This is a genomic window from Streptomyces sp. NPDC045956 (assembly GCF_056430705.1).
Window position 1 is genome coordinate 87,368 of sequence record NZ_JBWKKZ010000014.1, and the last position, 20,094, is coordinate 107,461.

Annotated in this window: 17 protein-coding genes; 12 read left to right on the forward strand and 5 right to left on the reverse strand. The window is 73.0% G+C overall.

Translation table 11 applies throughout. The features are described 5' to 3' along the window. Nucleotides 1-74: 74 nt before the first annotated feature. The 7 genes from AC07FV_RS30705 to AC07FV_RS30735 all read left to right on the forward strand — a co-directional run bounded on the left by AC07FV_RS30705 (nucleotide 75) and on the right by AC07FV_RS30735 (nucleotide 9,981). A complete protein-coding gene (locus AC07FV_RS30705; RefSeq protein ID WP_479090763.1) occupies nucleotides 75-1,376 on the forward strand; it encodes a ubiquitin-like domain-containing protein in 1,302 nt (433 codons plus the stop codon). Between the two features lie 58 nt (nucleotides 1,377-1,434). Beyond that, nucleotides 1,435-2,295, forward strand: coding sequence for a 16S rRNA (adenine(1518)-N(6)/adenine(1519)-N(6))-dimethyltransferase RsmA (rsmA, locus tag AC07FV_RS30710; protein ID WP_479090765.1), 861 nt, complete (start codon nucleotides 1,435-1,437; stop codon nucleotides 2,293-2,295). A 7-nt stretch (nucleotides 2,296-2,302) separates the two neighbouring features. Next, nucleotides 2,303-3,202 (forward strand): 4-(cytidine 5'-diphospho)-2-C-methyl-D-erythritol kinase, encoded by a 900-nt coding sequence (locus AC07FV_RS30715; RefSeq protein ID WP_479090766.1) that lies wholly within the window; start codon nucleotides 2,303-2,305, stop codon nucleotides 3,200-3,202. Between the two features lie 56 nt (nucleotides 3,203-3,258). After that, on the forward strand, nucleotides 3,259-5,073 hold the full coding sequence (locus tag AC07FV_RS30720) for an ABC-F family ATP-binding cassette domain-containing protein (protein ID WP_479090768.1): 1,815 nt from the start codon (nucleotides 3,259-3,261) through the stop codon (nucleotides 5,071-5,073). Between the two features lie 250 nt (nucleotides 5,074-5,323). Further along, entirely contained in the window at nucleotides 5,324-7,099 is a 1,776-nt protein-coding gene (locus tag AC07FV_RS30725) for an outer membrane protein assembly factor BamB family protein (protein ID WP_479090770.1), read from the forward strand. A gap of 106 nt (nucleotides 7,100-7,205) precedes the next feature. Further along, nucleotides 7,206-9,119, forward strand: a complete 1,914-nt coding sequence (locus tag AC07FV_RS30730) for an outer membrane protein assembly factor BamB family protein (RefSeq protein WP_479090772.1) — start codon at nucleotides 7,206-7,208, stop codon at nucleotides 9,117-9,119. A 187-nt stretch (nucleotides 9,120-9,306) separates the two neighbouring features. Continuing rightward, a complete protein-coding gene (locus AC07FV_RS30735; RefSeq protein ID WP_356608926.1) occupies nucleotides 9,307-9,981 on the forward strand; it encodes a helix-turn-helix transcriptional regulator in 675 nt (224 codons plus the stop codon). A 447-nt stretch (nucleotides 9,982-10,428) separates the two neighbouring features. Here the strand turns inward: AC07FV_RS30735 and AC07FV_RS30740 are convergent, their stop codons facing one another. Continuing rightward, nucleotides 10,429-10,725: a hypothetical protein gene (locus AC07FV_RS30740; RefSeq protein ID WP_479090774.1), complete on the reverse strand. Its 297-nt coding sequence runs from the start codon at nucleotides 10,723-10,725 to the stop codon at nucleotides 10,429-10,431. 21 nt (nucleotides 10,726-10,746) lie between these two features. Further along, nucleotides 10,747-12,426: a sodium:solute symporter family protein gene (locus tag AC07FV_RS30745; RefSeq protein ID WP_479090776.1), complete on the reverse strand. Its 1,680-nt coding sequence runs from the start codon at nucleotides 12,424-12,426 to the stop codon at nucleotides 10,747-10,749. Between the two features lie 179 nt (nucleotides 12,427-12,605). Between AC07FV_RS30745 and galT the strand changes: the two genes are divergently transcribed. The 3 genes from galT to galK are packed head-to-tail and all read left to right on the forward strand — an operon-like array spanning nucleotide 12,606 to nucleotide 15,818. Beyond that, nucleotides 12,606-13,667, forward strand: coding sequence for a galactose-1-phosphate uridylyltransferase (gene galT / locus AC07FV_RS30750; RefSeq protein ID WP_479090778.1), 1,062 nt, complete (start codon nucleotides 12,606-12,608; stop codon nucleotides 13,665-13,667). Continuing rightward, a complete protein-coding gene (gene galE / locus AC07FV_RS30755; RefSeq protein WP_479090779.1) occupies nucleotides 13,664-14,644 on the forward strand; it encodes a UDP-glucose 4-epimerase GalE in 981 nt (326 codons plus the stop codon). Before galT ends, galE begins: the two co-directional genes overlap by 4 nt. 10 nt (nucleotides 14,645-14,654) lie before the next feature. Continuing rightward, a complete protein-coding gene (gene galK, locus AC07FV_RS30760) occupies nucleotides 14,655-15,818 on the forward strand; it encodes a galactokinase (RefSeq protein ID WP_479090780.1) in 1,164 nt (387 codons plus the stop codon). 6 nt (nucleotides 15,819-15,824) lie between these two features. Here the strand turns inward: galK and AC07FV_RS30765 are convergent, their stop codons facing one another. Further along, nucleotides 15,825-16,280, reverse strand: coding sequence for a GNAT family N-acetyltransferase (locus tag AC07FV_RS30765; RefSeq protein WP_479090782.1), 456 nt, complete (start codon nucleotides 16,278-16,280; stop codon nucleotides 15,825-15,827). Nucleotides 16,281-16,585: 305 nt separating this feature from the next. Between AC07FV_RS30765 and AC07FV_RS30770 the strand changes: the two genes are divergently transcribed. Beyond that, on the forward strand, nucleotides 16,586-17,359 hold the full coding sequence (locus AC07FV_RS30770; protein ID WP_479090783.1) for a response regulator transcription factor: 774 nt from the start codon (nucleotides 16,586-16,588) through the stop codon (nucleotides 17,357-17,359). 42 nt (nucleotides 17,360-17,401) lie between these two features. Here the strand turns inward: AC07FV_RS30770 and tamR are convergent, their stop codons facing one another. Beyond that, nucleotides 17,402-17,899 carry a MarR family transcriptional regulator TamR gene (tamR, locus tag AC07FV_RS30775; RefSeq protein ID WP_055417342.1) on the reverse strand — a complete coding sequence of 166 codons (498 nt, stop codon included), beginning with the start codon at nucleotides 17,897-17,899 and terminating at the stop codon, nucleotides 17,402-17,404. Nucleotides 17,900-18,015: 116 nt separating this feature from the next. Here tamR and AC07FV_RS30780 point away from each other — a divergent pair, with 116 nt between their 5' ends. Beyond that, complete coding sequence (locus tag AC07FV_RS30780; protein ID WP_479090785.1) at nucleotides 18,016-18,855, forward strand: trans-aconitate 2-methyltransferase; 840 nt, start codon at nucleotides 18,016-18,018, stop codon at nucleotides 18,853-18,855. Nucleotides 18,856-18,904: 49 nt separating this feature from the next. Here AC07FV_RS30780 and AC07FV_RS30785 read toward each other — a convergent pair whose 3' ends face one another. After that, complete coding sequence (locus AC07FV_RS30785) at nucleotides 18,905-20,080, reverse strand: CaiB/BaiF CoA transferase family protein (RefSeq protein WP_479090786.1); 1,176 nt, start codon at nucleotides 20,078-20,080, stop codon at nucleotides 18,905-18,907. Nucleotides 20,081-20,094 lie beyond the last annotated feature (14 nt).

Consider the following 20,094-nt stretch of genomic DNA (forward strand, 5'->3'; position numbering starts at 1 on the left):
TGGTGCCGCTTTGGAGAGTGACGGGCGCTCCGCTAGGTTCTGGGGGCCCGATCCGGACCCTGGAGCGTGTCGGCGTGAGCAGAACCCAGCCCGAGACCCACGAGTCGCCCGCGCCGTACGACGTGCACAGCGCGCCGACCCTGGCATACGGGGAGACCTACCGCCCCGCCCGCCGGGCGACCGGGGCGGTGCTGCCCCGGCAGGGCGCCGCGAAGGCACCGGCGCCGGTGGCGGCCGACGGCAGGGCGGCACGCCGCCGCCGGGCCCGACGGGCCGCGCGCGGGGACGGCCCCCTGCGCCGGCTGGTGCCGCGGGCCCTGGTCGTGGCGTTCCTCGCGGGCGGCACCACCGCCTTCGTCGCCAAGGACAAGGCGGTCGAGCTGACCGTCGACGGCACACCGCGCACCCTGCACACCTTCGCCGACGACGTGACCGGACTGCTCGCCGAGGAGGGCGTCCAGGTCGGCGCCCACGACGTGATCGTGCCCGCGCCGGGCACCCCGCTGACCAGCGGCGAGGACGTCACCGTCCGCTACGGACGGCCCGTGCTGCTCACCCTCGACGGCCACCGGCGCCAGCTGTGGACCACCGCGGAGACGGTGCGGGGGGCGCTGCGCGGACTCGGCGTGCGCACCGAGGGCGCGTACCTGTCCACCCCCGCCTCCCGGCGCATCGGACGCGAGGGCCTCGCGCTGGACGTGCGGACCGAGCGGGTGGTGACGGTCCTGGCGGACGGCCGGGCCCGCACCGTCCGCACCAACGCCGCGACCGTGCGCGAAGCCGTCGAGGAGGCCGGGGTGACGCTGCGCGGGCAGGACACGACGTCCGTCCCCGCGACCGGCTTCCCCCGCGACGGGCAGACCGTCACGGTGCTGCGCATCACCGGCTCCCAGGAGGTCCGCGAGGACCCGGTCCCCTTCGCCGTACGACGGACCGAGGACCCCTCGCTCCAGCGGGGCACGGAGGTCGTCGAGCAGGCGGGCACCCCCGGCCTGCGGCGGACCACGTACGCCCTGCGCACCGTCAACGGCGTCCGGGAGAAGCCCCGGCGGCTGCGCACCGAGCTGGTGCGCGAACCCCGGCCGCGGATCGTGCGGGTCGGCACCCGCCCCCGGCCCGAGTCCGTACGCGGCGCCGACCACCTGCACTGGCAGGCGCTGGCCGCGTGCGAGTCGGGCGGCCGGCCGGACGCCGTGGACCCCTCGGGCACCTACGGGGGCCTCTACCAGCTCGACGCCCCCACCTGGCACAGCGTCGGCGGCGAGGGCCGCCCCCAGGACGCGGCGCCCGCCGAGCAGACGTACCGGGCGAAGAAGCTGTACGCGCGCAGCGGCTCCGCCCCCTGGCCGCACTGCGGGGCACGACTGGAGGGGTGACGGGCGCCTCCCCGGCCGCCCGGGCGGCCACGCCGCCGCCCCCGGCTACCCTTGCGGGGTGAGCAGCCCCACCCCCGACGCCCTTCTCGGGCCCGCCGACGTCCGCGAACTCGCGGCGGCGCTCGGCGTGCGCCCCACCAAGCAGCGCGGCCAGAACTTCGTCATCGACGCGAACACGGTCCGCCGGATCGTCCGCACCGCCGAGGTACGCCCCGACGACGTGGTGGTCGAGGTGGGACCGGGTCTCGGCTCGCTCACCCTGGCCCTGCTGGAGGCCGCCGACCGGGTCACCGCCGTCGAGATCGACGACGTCCTCGCCGGCGCCCTCCCCGCCACCGTCGCCGCCCGGATGCCGGAGCGCGCCGACCGGTTCGCGCTCGTCCACTCCGACGCGATGCACGTGACCGCGCTGCCGGGCCCCGCCCCGACCGCGCTGGTCGCCAACCTGCCGTACAACGTGGCCGTGCCCGTCCTCCTGCACATGCTGGAGACCTTCCCCGGCATCGAGCGCACCCTCGTGATGGTGCAGGCCGAGGTCGCCGACCGGCTCGCCGCCGGACCCGGCAGCAAGGTGTACGGCGTGCCCTCCGTGAAGGCCAACTGGTACGCCGAGGTGAAGCGGGCCGGGTCCATCGGCCGCAACGTCTTCTGGCCCGCGCCCAACGTGGACAGCGGGCTGGTGTCGCTCGTCCGGCGCAGTGAGCCGCTGAAGACCACCGCGTCCCGGCGCGAGGTCTTCGCCGTCGTCGACGCCGCGTTCGCCCAGCGCCGCAAGACCCTGCGGGCCGCCCTCGCCGGGTGGGCGGGCTCGGCCGCCGCCGCCGAGGCCGCGCTCGTCGCCGCGGGCGTGTCGCCGCAGGCGCGCGGGGAGGCGCTGACCGTGGAAGAGTTCGCGCGTATCGCCGAACACAAGGAGTGACGATCACGTGAGCGTGACGGTCCGCGTCCCCGCCAAGGTCAACGTCCAGCTCGCCGTCGGCGGCGTGCGCCCCGACGGTTTCCACGACCTGGCCAACGTCTTCCTCGCCGTCTCGCTGTACGACGAGGTCACCGCGGCCCCCTCACCGGAGGGCCTGCGCGTCACCTGCGAGGGGCCGGACGCCGACCAGGTCCCGCTGGACCGCACCAACCTCGCGGCCCGCGCCGCGCTCGCCCTCGCCGAGCGGTACGGCCGCCGCCCCGACGTGCACCTGCACATCGCCAAGGACATCCCCGTCGCCGGCGGCATGGCGGGCGGCAGCGCGGACTGCGCCGGCGCGCTGGTCGCCTGCGACGCCCTGTGGGGCACCGGCGCCTCCCGCGACGAGCTGCTCGCGATCTGCGCCGAGCTGGGCAGCGACGTGCCGTTCAGCCTGGTCGGCGGGGCCGCGCTCGGCACCGGGCGGGGCGAGAAGCTGACCGGTCTCGAGGTCGGCGGCGCCTTCCACTGGGTCTTCGCGGTGGCCGCCAAGGGCCTGTCCACGCCGGCCGTGTTCCGCGAGTTCGACCGGCTGGGCGAGGGGCTGGAGATCCCCGAGCCGGCCGCCGACCAGGCCGTGCTGGACGCGCTCGCCAAGGGCGACCCCGCCGCGCTCGCCGTCGCCGTCTCCAACGACCTCCAGCCCGCCGCCCTCTCCCTCTTCCCGCAGCTGTCCGACACCCTCGCGGCCGGGCGGGCGGCGGGGGCGCTGGCCGCGCTGGTCTCGGGCTCGGGGCCGACCACGGCCTTCCTCGCCACCGACGCCCGCTCCGCGTCCGACATCGCCGGGGTGCTGCGGGCCTCCGGCACCTGCCGCGACGTGCGCACCGCCTGCGGGCCCGCCCCCGGGGCGAGCGTGCGGGACTGAGTCCCGGTCCGGCCGGACTACCCTGGAGGGTCGATCGTCCCCCAGGCAGGAGAGAAATGGCCGTCAACCTGGTCAATGTCGAGAACGTCAGCAAGGTGTACGGCACCCGTGCCCTGCTCGACGGGGTCTCCCTCGGCGTCTCCGAAGGGGACCGCATCGGCGTCGTCGGCCGCAACGGCGACGGCAAGACCACGCTGATCCGGATGCTCGCCAAGCTGGAGGAGCCGGACACCGGCCGCGTCACCCAGTCCGGCGGGCTGCGGCTCGGCGTCCTCACCCAGCACGACTCCCTCGACCCCGCGGCGACCGTCCGCCACGAGGTCATCGGCGACCTCGCCGACCACGAGTGGGCGGGCAACGCCAAGATCCGCGACGTGCTGACGGGCCTCTTCGGCGGCCTGGACATGCCGGGCTTCCCGCAGGGCCTGGACACCGTCATCGGACCGCTCTCCGGCGGCGAGCGGCGCCGGATCGCGCTGGCCAAGCTGCTCATCGACGAACAGGACCTCGTCGTCCTCGACGAGCCCACCAACCACCTCGACGTCGAGGGCATCGCCTGGCTCGCCCAGCACCTGCGCACCCGCCGCTCGGCCCTCGTCTGCGTCACCCACGACCGCTGGTTCCTCGACCAGGTCTGCACCCGCATGTGGGACGTGCAGCGCGGTGACGTGTACGAGTACGAGGGCGGCTACTCCGACTACGTCTTCGCCCGTGCCGAGCGCGAGCGGATCGCCGCCACCGAGGAGACCAAGCGGCAGAACCTGGTCCGCAAGGAGCTGGCCTGGCTGCGGCGCGGCGCCCCCGCCCGCACCTCCAAGCCCCGCTTCCGCGTCGAGGCCGCCAACGAGCTGATCGCCGACGTGCCGCCGCCCCGGGACAGCACCGAGCTGATGAAGTTCGCCTCCTCCCGGCTCGGGAAGACCGTGTTCGACCTGGAGGACGTGACGGTCCAGGCCGGTCCCAAGGTGCTGCTCAAGCACGTCACCTGGCAGCTCGGCCCCGGCGACCGCATCGGCCTGGTCGGGGTGAACGGCGCGGGCAAGACCTCCCTGCTGCGGGACCTCGCGAACGCCGCGTACAGCGACGGGGAGCAGCAGCCGGCAGGGGGACGCGTCAAGGTCGGCAGGACCGTCAAGCTGGCCTACCTGTCCCAGGAGGTCGCCGAACTCGACCCCACCTGGCGGGTGCTGGAGGCCGTGCAGCGCGTCCGCGAGCGCGTCGACCTCGGCAAGGGCCGCGAGATGACCGCCGGACAGCTCTGCGAGACCTTCGGCTTCGGCAAGGAGAAGCAGTGGACGCCGGTCGGCGACCTCTCCGGCGGTGAGCGCCGCCGGCTCCAGCTGCTCCGGCTCCTCATGGACGAGCCCAACGTCCTCTTCCTCGACGAGCCCACCAACGACCTCGACATCGAGACCCTGACCCAGCTGGAGGACGTGCTCGACGGCTGGCCCGGCTCGATGATCGTCATCTCCCACGACCGGTTCTTCGTCGAGCGCACCACCGACCGGGTCTTCGCCCTGCTCGGCGACGGCGCGCTCAGGATGCTGCCGCGCGGCATCGACGAGTACCTGGAGCGGCGCCGGCGGATGGAGGAGGCGGCCGCGGCCTCCGCCCCGGTGCCCGCGGCGAAGCCGGCCGAGGAGGCGCCCGAGAAGAGCGCCGCCGACGTGCGCGCCGCCAAGAAGGAGCTCCAGAAGATCGAGCGGCAGCTGGACAAGGTCTCCGAGAAGGAGGCCAAGCTGCACACCCGAATTGCCGAGAACGCCACGGACTTCGCGAAGGTGGCCGAACTCGACGCCGAGCTGCGCGAACTGGCCGGGCAGCGCGAGGAGCTGGAGATGCGCTGGCTGGAACTGGCCGAGGACGCCTAGCGGCGGCAGCGCCCGGGTGCACCCGGGGGCGCGCGTGGCGTGAAGAGGGCGTGAAGGCGCGTAACAGAGGCATCACGGGCCGGTTCTCCCTTGGGTACAGGGGCGGACGCGGCCCGGTGTGCTGTCCGGCCCGGGTGATAGAAAGGCCGTCCGAGAACTGTCTGAATGACTGCCGTCGAACGACTCCGAGGCCAGCGCGTACCCCGGGGACGTGGCCAGAAATCAGTGAGTAATAAGGGGGAACGCGCTGATGAGCCAGGAGCCGAACCAGCCGCCGCAGGGCGGCTTCGGAGCACCGCAGAATCCACCGCCGGGAGGCTTCGGGGCGCCGACCCCGCCACCTCCGCAGGGCCCGCCCCCGCCGCCCCCGCAGGGCCCGCCGTCCGGACCGCCGCCGCAGCCCGGGTACGGCTACCCGCAGCAGCCGGGGCAGCCCGGCCCGTACGGGCAGCCGGGACCGTACCACTCCGGCCCGTACGCACAGCCCCAGCAGCCGGGGCCGTACGGCGCGCAGCCCGGCTACGGGTACCCGCAGCCGCAGTTCCCGGGCGCGCCCGGCACCCCGCCGCCCGGCGGTTCCGGATCGCGCAACCCGTTCAAGGGCAAGCCGGCCCTGGTGGTGGGCGCCGCGGTCGCGGCCCTGCTCGTCATCGGCGGCAGCGTGTGGGCGGTCACCGCGAGCGGCGGCGACGACAAGGACAAGAAGCCCGTCGCCGGCAAGAGCGACGACCCGAAGCCCTCCGGCTCCGGCGACGCCCCGGTCAACCCCGGTGACGGCAGCGGCGACGGCGGCGAGGACCCCGACAACCTCAACGAGGGCCGCCAGGCGGGCGAGTCGAAGGTGCTCTGGTACAAGGAGGCGCCCGACGCCCCCGGTTCCGGCGCCGACGCCCCCGGCATGTGGGTCACCGACAAGACGGCGGTGAAGGCCGCGTACAAGCAGCTCTTCGCGTACGACGTCGGCGACGGCAAGCCCTCCTGGGACCCGGTCGCCTTCCCGGAGAAGATCTGCGCGGTCACCCCGGAGAAGACGGCCGACGACAAGATCGTCGTCGCCTACATGAGCGGCTCCAGCGACCGCGCCAAGTGCAACAAGCTCCAGGAGATCGACCTCGCCACCGGTGCGAAGGGCTGGAGCGAGGAGGTCGCCGACGGCGAGCTGTTCGACTCCACGCTCTCCGTCGAGCTGAACCTCAGCGGCACCGTCCTCATGGTCGGCCGCTCCCAGTCCGGCACCGCCTACGACGTCACCAGCGGCAAGAAGCTGTACGACAAGAAGCGGTACGGCGACTCCTGCTTCCCGGCCGGCTTCGCGGGCAGCGCCACCAAGCTCGTCCAGGTCGCCTCCTGCGGCGCGGGCGGCAACAACGCGCACGACGAGATCCAGGGCCTCGACCCGAAGACCGGCAAGGTCCGGTGGACCTACAAGTACGAGAAGGGCTGGCGGGTCGCCCGCGCCTACTCCGTCGACCCGCTCGTGATCTACGCCACCAACGAGGACAAGAAGGTCTGGAACATCTCCACCTTCACCTCCGGCGGCAAGGTCCTCCAGCAGGTCGGCGTCGACGAGGACTTCGCCCCCGAGTGCGGCTGGGCCATCCTCGAACGCGACCTCCAGGGCTGCGCGGGCGTCGCCGTCGCCGCGGGCACCCTCTACCTGCCGACCGAGGCGACCACCGGCGCCAACGAGATCGTCGCGATCAACCTCACCACCGGCAAGGAGAAGTGGCGCGTCAAGTCCCCCGCGGACGAGACGATGACGCCGGTCAAGGTCGAGGGCGACCGGCTCATCGCCTACGTCCAGCCGTCCTACGACGCGGGCGGCCGGGTCGTGTCCATCGCCACCGGCGGCGGCAGCCACGAGCCGACCGAGCTGCTCAGGAACCCGCAGGGCGTCGCGGACATCGAGAGCAGCTTCTACTCCAAGGACATCGACTGGGTCGACGGGCGGTTCTACCTCTCCAGCACCCGTCTGACCGGGAACGACGACGCCAAGGAGAAGTTGATGCTCGCCTTCGGCAAGTGACTCCTCCCGCCCGTTCCGTCCCCTCCCGAGGACCCGTCCGTCCGGGCCCGCGCCGCCGGCCCGGACGGCTCTCCCCGCCGTCTCCGCTCCCCGAGGTACTCACGCCATGACCCAGCCGCCGCCCCCGCCGCCCCACCAGCCCCCGCAGGGGGGAGGCTTCGGCCCCCCGCAGGACCAGCCGCCGCAGCCGCCGACCCCGCCGTCGGGCGGCGCGCCGAACCTCGGCAAGACGCCGGAACCGGGCTACGGCTACCCGCAGACCCCGCCGGCCGCCCCGCAGACTCCTCCGTCGGCGCCGCAGACCCCGCCCCAGACGCCGGTGGGCCCGCCCCAGCCGCAGCCCGGGTACGGGTACCCGCAGGCCCCGCCGCAGCCGCAGCCCGGTTACGGCTACCCCGGCCAGCAGCCCGGCCCGTACGGGCAGCCGCAGCAGCCGGGGCCCTACGGGCAGCCGACGCCGCCGTACGGGCAGCCCGGTCAGCCCGGCTACGGCTATCCGCAGGCGACCGTGCCGATGCAGGCGCAGGCCCAGGCGGGCGGGGCGGGACGCGGCGGAAAGATCAACGCCCAGGTGGCGATCATCGTCGCGGCCGTCGTCGCGATCGCGCTGATCATCGGCGGCGGTGTCTGGTACGCCGGCTCCTCCGGTGACAGCGGCAAGGACGACACCGCCGGCTCCAGCGGCGGCACCGGCGGCAAGGGCGGCACGGACGGCAAGGGCGGCGAGGGCGGCGAGGGCGCGCCCTCCGGCAGCGAGGAGAAGGTGCCGTCCGACCCCGCGTCCAAGGTGCTCTTCCAGGTGCCCGCGCCCGCGGTGAGCAAGGACGACAACAGCGTCGTCGTCTCCGGCTCGTGGCTCACCGACCAGGTGTACGCCAAGAGCGGCATCGCCGAGGTCGTCGGCTACGACCCCGCCAAGGGCAGCAAGAAGTGGACGATCAAGCTGGCCGGGCCCGTGTGCACGGCCACCAAGCACGTCACCGACGACGACAAGACGGTCATCGTCCACCAGCCCGCGATGCCGACCAAGGCGGAGCCCTCGCACGGCTGCACCCAGGTCGCGGTCATCGACCTGGCCGCGGGCAGGACGGTGTGGACGAAGACCGCCGGTGACCAGCCGATCTCCTTCGACAACGTCACGATCAGCGGCGACACCGTCGCGGCCGGCAGCAGCGAGGGCGGCGTCGCCTTCGGCGTGGCCGACGGCGAGGTCCGCTGGTCCCCGAAGGCGACCGACACCTGCCAGGACATGGGGTACGCGGGCGGCGAGAAGCTGGTCGCGGTGCGCCGGTGCGGGTCGTACGACGCCCGGCAGCTCAACATCCAGACCATCGACCCGAAGTCCGGCAAGGTGATCTCCGAGTACAAGATGGCCAAGGGCATCGAGTACGCGGGCGTCGTGTCGACGAACCCGCTGGTCGTCGCCGCCGACGTGGCGGACTCCGCCGGTGACGGCAGCGGCATCTCGGACCTGTTCTCCATCGACAACAAGACCGGGAAGCTGCTCAACCGCATCTCGGTGCCGGGCGACGAGTTCGGGGCCGAGTGCGACATCATCACCAAGGTCGAGCAGTGCACCGGCCTCGCGGTCGGCGGCAACCGGCTCTACATCCCGACCGAGGAGCACGAGGGCAGCGGCGAGTCCTACAGCCGCACCAACGAGGTCGTCGCCTTCGACCTCGCCACGGGCAAGCAGACCGGGCAGCGCGCGGACGCCGGCGAGGACTACACGATCACCCCGCTGCGCATGGACGGCAACAACGTGATCGCCTACAAGCGCCCGCCCTACGACAAGGGCGGCCAGATCGTCAGCATCGACGGCGGGACCTTCAAGCAGACCACGCTGCTGGAGAACCCGGCGACGGAGACGATCCGGGACGTGGAGGCGAGCATGCTGCCGGAGTACTCCGAGTACCTCTACTCGCAGGGGCGCCTGTACATGGCGCAGACGTACGCCAGCGAGCCGACCAGCGCGGACGAGAAGGAGTACCTCGCCATCGGGTTCGGCACCAGCGGCTGAGACGCGCCGCTGCGGCTTCGTGCGGCCCCGTCCCTGTTCAGGGGCGGGGCCGTTCCCGTGGGGGCGCGCGCCGGCGGGGCGTGGCGCCGGGGGCCGGCGATCCGGGGCGGTTATCACCGGTAGGGCAGCGCGACGTCGAGCCAGCGTGTAGCTTCCGGGGCAGGCCGGGTGACTGGGGGGTTGCTCCATGGGAGTGAGGCTCATGGTGGTCGACGACCACCGACTGCTCGCCGAGGCGCTGGCCTCGGCGCTGAAGCTGCGGGGGCACCGGGTGCTCGCCGCGGCGGCGCCGGCCGCCGGGGCGGCGGAGCTGGTGATCAGCCGGGCGCCGGAGGTGTGCCTGCTGGGGACGGCGACGCCGGCCGAGCCGGGGATCTTCGATCCGGTGGTGCGGATCAAGCGGGAGCGTCCGCAGGTGGCGGTGCTGGTGCTGGGCCCGGTGCCGAACCCCCGCGGGATCGCGGCGGCGTTCGCGGCGGGGGCCTCGGGGTACGTCCGGCACGACGAGCGGATAGAGGGCGTCGAGCGGTCGATCATGAAGGCGCGGGCCGGGGAGGCGGCGGTGGCGCCGTCGTTGCTCCAGGGTGCCTTCGGTGAGTTGCTGAATCCCGCGGCGCAGCCCGACGACGAGGGACAGCGGCTGCTCCAGATGCTGACGCCGAGGGAGGTGGAGGTGCTGGTGCGGGTCGCCGACGGCGAGGACACGCGGCTGATCGCGGCGGGGATGGGGATCGCGCCGTCCACGGCCCGGACGCATGTGCAGCGGGTGCTGATGAAGCTGGGGGTGGGGTCGCGGCTGGAGGCGGCGGCGCTGGCGGCTCGGACGGGGTTGCTGGAGCGGGCGGGGGCCTCCGGCGGTTGAGCGGGGGCCTGGGGCGGTGGTGCGGGTGCCTCCGGCGGTGGTGCGGGGTGCCTGCGGCGGGCTGTGCGGGTTCGGTGGGGGTGCGGGTGCCTGCGGCGGGCTGTGCGGGTTCGGTGGGGGTGCGCGTTGCCTGCGGCGGGCTGTGCGGGTTCGGTGGGGGTGCGCGTTGCCTGCGGCGGGCTGTGCGGGTTCGGTGGGGGTGCGCGTTGCGCGGTGCGGTGGTCTTGGGGTCGGGGCCGGGCCGGGGGGTGTCCGTCCTCGGAACGGCGCGGAATCGGTCGGGGAACGGGGTGGCCCTCGTTGACGCGCCAACCGCTGCGGGCGGACACCCCCCGGCCCGGCCCCTTCTCGCCGTACGCGGCTCTCCGTCCGCGCAGCGGCACCCCTGTAGCGCCGGGGAGGGGCCCGGGGGTGCGGCCGGCGCCCCCGGGGACTGTGAGAACCCTGTCACTCCTCGGCAGCGGGGGGCGGGGGAGCCGTCGGGCGCAGCTTCAGCCAGGCCAGGAAGAACAGGCCGAGGAGCAGCATGCCCAGGCCCGTCCACAGGTTGATGTTCACTCCCTCGGCCTTGTCGATGTCGTCGTCGGACGCCACGAGGCCCGCGATCGTCACGATGACGCCGTAGACCACGAACAGGCCGCCGATGATGCGCCGGATGTCGAACAGCCGCGCGGCGGTGACGGACTTGGTCTCCAGCTCGGAGACCTCGTCCTGGACGTTCTTGTCGGAGTAGGAATCGGACATGCTCTCTCAATCCTCCCGCGGTCAGAACGAGAACGGGATGTAGCAGGCGGCGGCCAGGACGACCGCCCCCCAGCCCAGCAGTGCCGGCTTGCGGTACCACGCGTCGTCGCCCTCGGCGGGCGGCTCGGTCATGCCGGGAGACGTGGTGCCGTAGACCAGGCCCTGGAGCTCGGCGGTGGGCTTCGGGGCGGTGAACAGGGAGACCGCGACCATGACGACCGCGCCGGCCACGAAGCCGGCGATCGCCGAGACGAAGTTGGCGCCCTGGTCGGAGGGGATGTCGATGATGCCCTGCTTGTAGATGACGAAGTAGTTCACCATCGCCGCGGTGGTGCCGGCGATCAGGCCCCAGAAGCCGGACTTCATGGACGCCCGCTTCCAGAACATGCCGATGATGAAGACCACGAACATCGGCACGTTGAAGAAGGAGAAGAGCGTCTGGAGGTAGCTCATGATGTTGGAGAAGGACGAGGCCAGGAACGCCGTGCCGATGGAGGCCAGGACGCCGATCACCGTGATCAGGCGGCCGAAGCGCACGTAGTAGCCGTCCTCGCGGCCCTTCACGACGTACTTCGCCCAGATGTCGGTGGTGAAGACCGTGTTGAAGGACGAGACGTTCGCCGCCATGCCCGCCATGAACGCGGCCAGCAGGCCGGTCACCGCGATGCCCAGGACGCCGTTGGGCAGCAGCTGCTGCATCAGGTACGGGATGGCGTCGTTGTACTGGAGGTCGGAGCCGGGGGTGCCGATCTTCGGGACGAGGACCGCGGCGACCAGGCCCGGAATCATCACGACGAAGACGATGAAGATCTTCGGGAAGGCGGCGATGAGCGGCGTGCGCTGGGCCGCCGAGAGGTTCTTCGCCGACAGGGCGCGCTGCACCTCGGCGAAGTTCGTCGTCCAGTAGCCGAAGGACAGGACGAAGCCGAGGCCCAGCACGATGGTCAGCCAGTTGGCGCCCAGCGGGTTGTCGCTGCCGATGCCCGTGCCGCCCCACGCGGTCATGAAGTCGCCGCCGCGGGACTGGGTGAGGGAGTCGGACAGGCCGTCCCAGCCGCCGACCTTCTTCAGGCCCAGGATCGTGATCGGGATCAGGCCGGCCAGGATCACGAAGAACTGGAGGACCTCGTTGTAGATGGCCGAGGAGAGGCCGCCGAGCGTGATGTACGCCAGGACGAAGAAGCCGGCGACCACGATGGCCACCCACTGGGGCCAGCCCAGGAGGGCCTCGACGACGATCGCGAGGGCGTAGAGGTTGACGCCCGCGATGAGGATGGCGGCGACGGCGAACAGGACCGAACTGAGGAGGTGCGCGGCCCGGTCGAAGCGCAGGAGGAGGAACTCCGGGACCGAGCGGACCTTCGAGCCGTAGTAGAACGGCATCATCACCAGGCCCAGGAAGACCATCGCCGGGATGGCGCCGATCCAGTACCAGTGGGTCGTGTAGACGCCGTACTGGGCGCTGTTGGCGGCCATGCCGAGGATCTCGGTGGCGCCCAGGTTGGCCGCGACGAAGGCGAGGCCGGTGACCCAGGCGGGCAGCGAGCGGCCGGACAGGAAGAAGTCGAGGCTGGTCTTGACGGAGCGGCGGGCGGCGAAGCCGATGCCGAGCACGACGACGAAGTAGATCCCGAGGATCGTGTAGTCGAGCCAGTTGGTGGGGAGTCGAAGCTCCGCGGCTAGATGTGTGGGGGTATGCATACGAACTCGCTTCGTTGCGCGAACTGGTCCGGAGCGGAACCTACGCCTCCGCGTTCAGTAATTGAACACTTCTGGTGACGTTCTTTGTTTGATTGTGATGAGCGGCGGGGCTGGTGAGTTGTGGCGTGTTATGTTTGATTGTGTTGAGTGATTGGGTGCGGGTGTAGAGGAGTGCGGCAGTGAAGAAGACCTCGACCCGGCTGGCCGACGGTCGCGAGCTCGTCTACTACGACCTGCACGACGACGCGGTCCGCGACGCCGTGGACCGTCGTCCGCTGGAGCCCACCGTCACCACCTCCGAGGTCCGCCGCGACCCGCTGCGCGGCGACTCGGTCGCCATCGCCTCGCACCGCCAGGGCCGCACCTACCACCCGCCCGCCGACCAGTGCCCGCTGTGCCCCACGCGGGGCGAGCGGCTGAGCGAGATCCCGGACTCGTCGTACGACGTGGTGGTCTTCGAGAACCGCTTCCCCTCGCTGGCCGGCGACTCCGGGCGCTGCGAGGTCGTCTGCTTCACCTCCGACCACGACGCGTCCTTCGCCGACCTGAGCGAGGAGCAGGCCCGGCTCGTGCTCGACGCCTGGACCGACCGGACGTCGGAGCTGTCGCATCTGCCCTCCGTGGACCAGGTGTTCTGTTTCGAGAACCGGGGCGCCGAGATCGGCGTGACGCTGGGTCACCCGCACGGGCAGATCTACGCCTACCCCTTCACCACCCCCCGCACCGCCCAGATGCTCCGTTCGCTCGCCGCCCACAAGGACGCCACCGGCGGGGAGAACCTGTTCGACGCGGTCCTGGAGGAGGAGCTGGCCGGTGAGCGGGTCGTCCTGGAGGGCGCGCACTGGGCCGCCTTCGTGCCGCACGCCGCGCACTGGCCGTACGAGGTGCACCTCTACCCCAAGCGCCGGGTGCCCGACCTGCTCGGGCTCGACGAGGCGGCTCGCACAGAGTTCCCCCAGGTCTATCTGGAACTGTTGAGGCGCTTCGACCGGATCTTCGGTGAGGGCGAGCCTCCGACGCCGTACATCGCCGCCTGGCACCAGGCGCCGTTCGGGCACCTGGAGGACTTCGAGGGCGTGGTGCGGGACGACTTCGCGCTGCACCTGGAGCTTTTCACCATCCGCCGTACGTCCGGCAAGCTGAAGTTCCTCGCGGGCTCCGAGTCGGGCATGGACGTGTTCATCAACGACGTGCCCCCGGAGTTCGCGGCCGAGCGACTGCGAGAGGTAGCGAGTTCATGAGTGGGAAGTACCTGGTGACGGGCGGTGCGGGCTATGTCGGCAGCGTCGTCGCCCAGCATCTGCTGGAAGCCGGTCACGAGGTCGTCGTGCTCGACAACCTCTCGACGGGCTTCCGCGAGGGGGTCCCGGCGGGCGCCGTGTTCGTCGAGGGGGACATCCGCGACGCCGCCAAGTGGCTGGACGCCACCTTCGACGGGGTGCTGCACTTCGCCGCCTTCTCCCAGGTCGGCGAGTCGGTCGTGAAGCCCGAGAAGTACTGGGACAACAACGTCGGCGGCACCATGGCCCTGCTGGAGGCGATGCGCACGGCGGGCGTGCGCCGGCTCGTCTTCTCCTCCACGGCCGCGACCTACGGCGAGCCGGAGGAGTCCCCGATCGTCGAGTCCGCGCCCACCAGGCCCACCAGCCCCTACGGCGCCTCCAAGCTCGCCGTGGACCACATGATCACGGGCGAGGCGAAGGCCCACGGGCTGGGCGCGGTCTCGCTGCGCTACTTCAACGTCGCGGGCGCCTACGGGGCGTACGGCGAGCGCCACGACCCCGAGTCCCACCTGATCCCCCTGGTCCTCCAGGTGGCGCAGGGCCGGCGCGAGGCCATCTCCGTCTTCGGCGACGACTACCCGACCCCCGACGGCACCTGCGTGCGCGACTACATCCACGTCGCCGACCTGGCCGAGGCCCACCTGCTGGCCCTGGGCGCGGCCGTCCCCGGCGAGCACCTCATCTGCAACCTGGGCAACGGCGCCGGCTTCTCCGTCCGCGAGGTCGTCGAGACCGTCCGCCGGGTGACGGGCCACCCGATCCCGGAGGTCGTCGCGGAGCGCCGCGGCGGCGACCCGGCGGTCCTGGTGGCGTCGGCCGCCACCGCCCGCGAGAAACTGGGCTGGAACCCGTCCCGCGCGGACCTCGCGGGGATCGTGGCGGACGCGTGGGAGTTCGCGCAGCGGCGCGCGGACCAGGACTCGACGAAGGGCTAGGGGTCAGGGCATGGGCGAGGCTGTCGCGGAGACCGTCGGCGAGCGGTTCCGGGAGCTGTACGGGGCGGACCCGGAAGGGGTGTGGGCGGCGCCGGGCCGGGTCAACCTCATCGGCGAACACACCGACTACAACGACGGCTTCGTCATGCCGTTCGCCCTGCCGCACACCGCGGTCGCCGCCGTCTCCCGGCGCGACGACGGCATCCTGCGCCTGCACTCGGCGGACATCGCCGCCGCACCCGTCGAGCTGCGGGTCGCCGACCTGGACCCCGGCTCGGACAGGTCATGGACCGCCTACCCCTCGGGCGTCGTCTGGGCGCTGCGCGAGGCCGGTCACGAGCTGACCGGCGCCGACATCCACCTCGCCTCGACGGTCCCCTCGGGCGCCGGGCTCTCGTCCTCGGCTGCCCTGGAGGTCGTCGTGGCCCTCGCGTTGAACGACCTGTACGCCCTCGGCCTGCGCGGCTGGCAGCTGGCCCGGCTGTGCCAGCGGGCGGAGAACGTCTACGTCGGCGCCCCGGTCGGCATCATGGACCAGACCGCGTCCGCCTGCTGCGAGACCGGGCACGCCCTCTTCCTCGACACCCGAGACCTCTCCCAGCGCCAGATCCCCTTCGACCTCGCGGCCGAGGGCATGCGCCTGCTCGTCGTCGACACCCGCGTCAAGCACTCCCACAGCGAGGGCGAGTACGGCAAGCGCCGCGCCGGCTGCGAGAAGGGCGCCGCGCTGCTCGGCGTCGACGCGCTGCGGGACGTGGCGTACGAGGAGCTGGACGCGGCGCTGGAGCGGCTGGCCGACGACGAGGAGGTGCGCCGCCTGGTGCGCCACGTCGTCACCGAGGACGAGCGGGTCGAGCGGGTGGTGGCGCTGCTGGAGTCCGGCGACACCCGCGCCATCGGCCCGGTCCTGGTCGAGGGCCACACCTCGCTGCGCGACGACTTCCGCATCTCCTGCCGGGAACTGGACCTGGTCGTCGACACGTCCCTCGCGGCCGGCGCCCTCGGCGCCCGCATGACCGGCGGCGGCTTCGGCGGCTCGGCCATCGTCCTCGTGGAGGCGGCCGACGTCGACGCCGTCACCAAGGCGGTGGAGGAGGCGTTCGCGGCGGCGGGCCTCACCGCTCCGCGGGTCTTCGAGGCGGTGCCCTCGGCGGGGGCGCGGCGCCTGGTCTGAGCCCGGCTACCCGAGCCGCTTCACCAGCGTGTACTCCGTGATCCCCGGCGGATAGTCGGGGATCACGCAGACCACCTCGTACCCCTGCCCGCGGTAGAAGTCCGGTGCCTGGAAGTCCCAGGTCTCCACCCGGGACGCCGAGCAGCCCCGTTCCCGGCGGGCCACGCGCTCCGCCTCCGCCAGCAGCGCGGAGCCCAGCCCGGCGCCGCGGTGGCGGTCGGCGACCCACAGGTAGGTCACGTGCAGCCAGGTCGCCCAGGTGTGGCCGACGAGGCCGCCGGCCAGCGCACCGGCCTCGTCCAGGACCCAGACGTGCAGCGGGAATTCGCGTTCGTGAGCGGTTCCGCGCAAGGAACGCAGCACCGGGGAGGCCGCCGTGTTCGTCTCCCGCAGGCGGGTGCGCAGCAGATCACGCCGTGCCTTGTCCACTTCTGTCACAAGACGAAACATGCGGCTCACCATAAACGTGCCGGACTGTCAGTTCTGCAAATAGCCTTCCGCTCCCGGCGCCCGCCCGTACTCTGATGGACAGCACCGGTGGGGGCCGGTGCCGTTCAGGGGGCGAGACAGCCGGGTACGACGCCCGGGACGGGGGCAGTGGTGGTTGCGCGGCGGCGGCCGTGCGGCCGCGGCGTCCTGTCCCGGAGCACCGAACGCACCGTCGGGCACGGGACTCCGGGCGTCGTACCCGTGCCGGTGGCGTCTTCCGACGACGGACAGACGATGGGTATCCCCTGCTCCTGGAGGAGCTCGGGGGAGGGGGTTTCGTGGTTCGTATCCGAGTCCTGGTCGTCGACGACCATCGCATCTTCGCCGAGTCGCTGGCCGCCGCCCTGGCCGCCGAACCCGACGTCGACGTCTCCGCGGCCGGCAGCGGTCCGGCCGCGCTGCGCTGCCTGGAGCGGGCCGCGTCCGAGGGGCGGCGGTTCGACGTGCTGCTCGTCGACGCCGACCTCGGCGGCCGGGTGCCCGGCGCCCGGCCGGCCGTGCCGGTGCGGGACGGCAACGAGGACGGCCTGGTGGACGGGATCTCGCTGGTCAGCGGGGTGCGGACGGCGCAGCCGGGAGTGCGGACCGTCGTCCTCGCCGAGAAGGACGACCCCCGGCGGGCGGCCCTCGCGCTGGGCGCCGGCGCCTGCGGGTGGGTGGCCAAGGACTGCTCCCTGTCACGGCTGCTCAGCGTCATCCGGGGCGTCCTGCGCGACGAGACGCATCTGCCGCCCGCCCTGCTCACCGGCGTCCTGCGGGAGCTGACCGCCGCCCGCAAGCACCGCACCGAGAGCGAACGGCTGGTGGAGTCGCTGACCCCGCGCGAACGCGAGGTGCTGCGCTGCATGGTGGCCGGGCTCGGACGCAAGGCCGTCGCCGAGCGGCTGTTCCTGTCCCCCCACACCGTCCGCACCCACATGCAGAACGTGCTGGGCAAGCTGGGCGTCCACTCCACCCTCGCGGCCGTGGCACTGGCCCGCCGGGCTGGGGTGGGACCGGTGGACCTGGGGCCGGCCGAGCGGATCGGGTCGCGGGAGAGCACCAGCGCCTGACGGGGCCGGTGAACACCGGCCGGCGGCCGGGGCGGCGGCGCCTCAGCCGGGGATGTTGTCGAACGGTGCGGTCAACTGGCGCAGCAGTGCCGCCAGTTCGCTGCGCTGGGCGCGGGACAGCTCGGCGAGGATCGCGCGCTCCTGGTCCAGCAGGCCCGCCAGGGACCGGTCGGCGCGGTCCCGGCCCTCGTCCGTGAGCCGGACCAGCACGCCGCGCCGGTCGCTGGGGTCGGGCAGGCGCTCCACCAGGCCCTTCTTGGCCAGGCGGTCGATCCGGTTGGTCATCGTGCCCGAGGTGACCAGGGTCTGCGTGAGGAGCTGGCCCGGCGAGAGCTGGTACGGGGTGCCCGCGCGGCGCAGCGCCGTCAGGACGTCGAACTCCCACGGCTCGAGTTCGTGTTCGGAGAAGGCCAGCCGACGTGCGCGGTCCAGGTGCCGGGCGAGCCGGCTGACCCGGCTCAGCACCTCGAGCGGTTCCACGTCGAGGTCCGGGCGCTCCCGGCGCCACGCTGCGACCAGCCGATCGACCTCGTCCTCCATGACGATCAGTGTAGTGGTTGTGTCGATGTGAAGTCTCTTGACCTCAACTCTCTTGACGTCGAGATAGTTGCTCGGTGACGCTGGGTACCCGCCCCGCACGCGACCCTGGAGGCTCCATGCCCGCCACCACCCCCACCTGGGACCCCGCCCAGTACCTGCGCCACGCCGGGCACCGCGCCCGCCCCTTCGCCGACCTCCTCGCGCGCGTGCCCGACCTCGCCGAGGCGGAGGGCGCCTCCGCGAGGCCGCCCCGCATCGCCGACCTCGGCTGCGGCCCCGGCAACGTCACCGTCCTGCTCGCCGACCGCTGGCCCACCGCCCGCATCACCGGCTACGACAACTCGGCGCGGATGCTCGAACGCGCTCGGGAGCACGCCGGACCCACCCCCGGGGGCGGACACCTCGACTTCGCCCCCGCCGACGTCCGCACCTGGACGCCCGCCGAGCCGTACGACCTCCTCGTCAGTAACGCCACCCTCCAGTGGGTCCCCGGCCACGCCGACCGCTTCCCCGACTGGATCGCCGGCCTCGCCCCCGGCGGCGTCCTCGCCTTCCAGGTGCCCGGCAACTTCGACGCCCCCAGCCACCGCCTGATGCGCGAGATCGCCCACTCCCCGCGCTGGCGGGACCGCCTCGCCGGCACCCTGCGCCACGACGGGGCCGTCCTCACCCCCGAGGCCTACCTCGACCGCCTCACCTCGGCCGGCTGCACCGCCGACGTGTGGGAGACGACGTACGTCCACCTGCTGACCGGCGAGGACGCCGTCCTCGACTGGGTGAAGGGGACCGGGCTGCGGCCCGTGCTCACCGCGCTCGACGACGACCCCGAGGCCCGCGACGCCTTCGTCGCGGAGTACCGCACCGCGCTGCGCGCCGCCTACCCGGCCGGGGCGCACGGCACCCCGTTCCCGTTCCGCCGCGTCTTCGCCGTGGCCCGCACGCAAAGGGGCCGCTGACCACCCCCGCGGAGGCAGCCGCGCCACCCCGAGCGGCGGACCGGACGGGTCACACCACCCCGTCCGCCACCAGCGCCTCGATGTCCTCCGCGGACAGGCCCAGCTCGCCGAGGACGGCCCGCGTGTGCTCGCCCGGCGCGGGCACCGCCTCCATGCGGGGCGCCCCGCCCGTCGGACCGGGAGGCGCCAGGGCCGGTACGGGCCCCACCGGGGTCGGCACCTCGTGCAGGCGCCCGCGCGCGGCCAGTTGCGGGTGCGCCCACACCTCGTCGAGCGTGTTCACCCGGGCGCTCGCCACCGGCACCGCGCCCAGCAGGTCCATGGCCTCGGCGCTCGTCAGCTCCGCGAAGCGGGCGGCGACGATCCGGCCCAGCGTCTCGCGGTGCGCGTTGCGGGCGGCGTTGGTCGCGTAGTCGGGGTGGCCGGCCAGCTCCGGCCGCTCCAGGAACCGCTCGCAGAAGCCGCGCCACTCGCGCTCGTTCTGGATCGCCATCATGACGACCTTGCCGTCGCCCGCCGTGAACGGGCCGTAGGGGTGGATCGTGGCGTGCGCGGCACCCGCCCTCGGCGGCGGTTCGGCCCCGTCGAGGGCGTAGTACAGCGGGAAGCCCATCCACTCCACGGTGGCCTCCAGCATCGACACGTCCAGATGCGTGCCCCGCCCGGTCCGCCCGCGTTCCAGCAGCGCGGCCAGGATCGAGCTGTACGCGTACATCCCGGCGGCGATGTCCGACACCGAGACGCCCACCTTGGCCATCTCCTCCGGCGTGCCCGTGACCGACAGCAGCCCCGACTCCGCCTGCACCATCAGGTCGTACGCCTTGCGGTCCGCGTAAGGGCCGGGAGCGCCGTAACCGGAGATGTCGCACACGATCAGACCGGGGTGCCGGGACCGCAGCTCCGCCGCGCCCAGGCCGGCCCGGGCCGCCGCGCCCGGCGCCAGGTTCTGCACGAAGACGTCGGCGCCCGCGATCAGCCGGCGCAGCACCTCCGCCCCGCGCGGGTCCTTGATGTCCAGGGTGAGGGACTCCTTGTTCCGGTTCACCCAGACGAAGTGCGAACTCAGACCCCGTGCCCGGGCGTCGTAGGCGCGGGCGAAGTCCCCCGTGCCCGGACGCTCCACCTTGATCACCCGCGCGCCGAGGTCCGCGAGCTGGCGGCTGGCGTAGGGAGCGGCCACCGCCTGTTCGAGCGCGACGACGGTGACTCCGCGGAGCGGCTGCATACGTGGTTCCCCCG

Bases quoted from the DNA above. Each gene is read 5' to 3' on its own strand.
- AC07FV_RS30720 (WP_479090768.1), top strand. From the start codon at position 3,259: ATGGCCGTCAACCTGGTCAATGTCGAGAACGTCAGCAAGGTGTACGGC.
- AC07FV_RS30725 (WP_479090770.1), top strand. From the start codon at position 5,324: ATGAGCCAGGAGCCGAACCAGCCGCCGCAGGGCGGCTTCGGAGCACCG.
- AC07FV_RS30730 (WP_479090772.1), top strand. From the start codon at position 7,206: ATGACCCAGCCGCCGCCCCCGCCGCCCCACCAGCCCCCGCAGGGGGGA.
- AC07FV_RS30735 (WP_356608926.1), top strand. From the start codon at position 9,307: ATGGGAGTGAGGCTCATGGTGGTCGACGACCACCGACTGCTCGCCGAG.
- AC07FV_RS30740 (WP_479090774.1), bottom strand. From the start codon at position 10,725: ATGTCCGATTCCTACTCCGACAAGAACGTCCAGGACGAGGTCTCCGAG.
- AC07FV_RS30745 (WP_479090776.1), bottom strand. From the start codon at position 12,426: ATGCATACCCCCACACATCTAGCCGCGGAGCTTCGACTCCCCACCAAC.
- galE (WP_479090779.1), top strand. From the start codon at position 13,664: ATGAGTGGGAAGTACCTGGTGACGGGCGGTGCGGGCTATGTCGGCAGC.
- galK (WP_479090780.1), top strand. From the start codon at position 14,655: ATGGGCGAGGCTGTCGCGGAGACCGTCGGCGAGCGGTTCCGGGAGCTG.
- AC07FV_RS30765 (WP_479090782.1), bottom strand. From the start codon at position 16,280: ATGGTGAGCCGCATGTTTCGTCTTGTGACAGAAGTGGACAAGGCACGG.
- tamR (WP_055417342.1), bottom strand. From the start codon at position 17,899: ATGGAGGACGAGGTCGATCGGCTGGTCGCAGCGTGGCGCCGGGAGCGC.
- AC07FV_RS30780 (WP_479090785.1), top strand. From the start codon at position 18,016: ATGCCCGCCACCACCCCCACCTGGGACCCCGCCCAGTACCTGCGCCAC.
- AC07FV_RS30785 (WP_479090786.1), bottom strand. From the start codon at position 20,080: ATGCAGCCGCTCCGCGGAGTCACCGTCGTCGCGCTCGAACAGGCGGTG.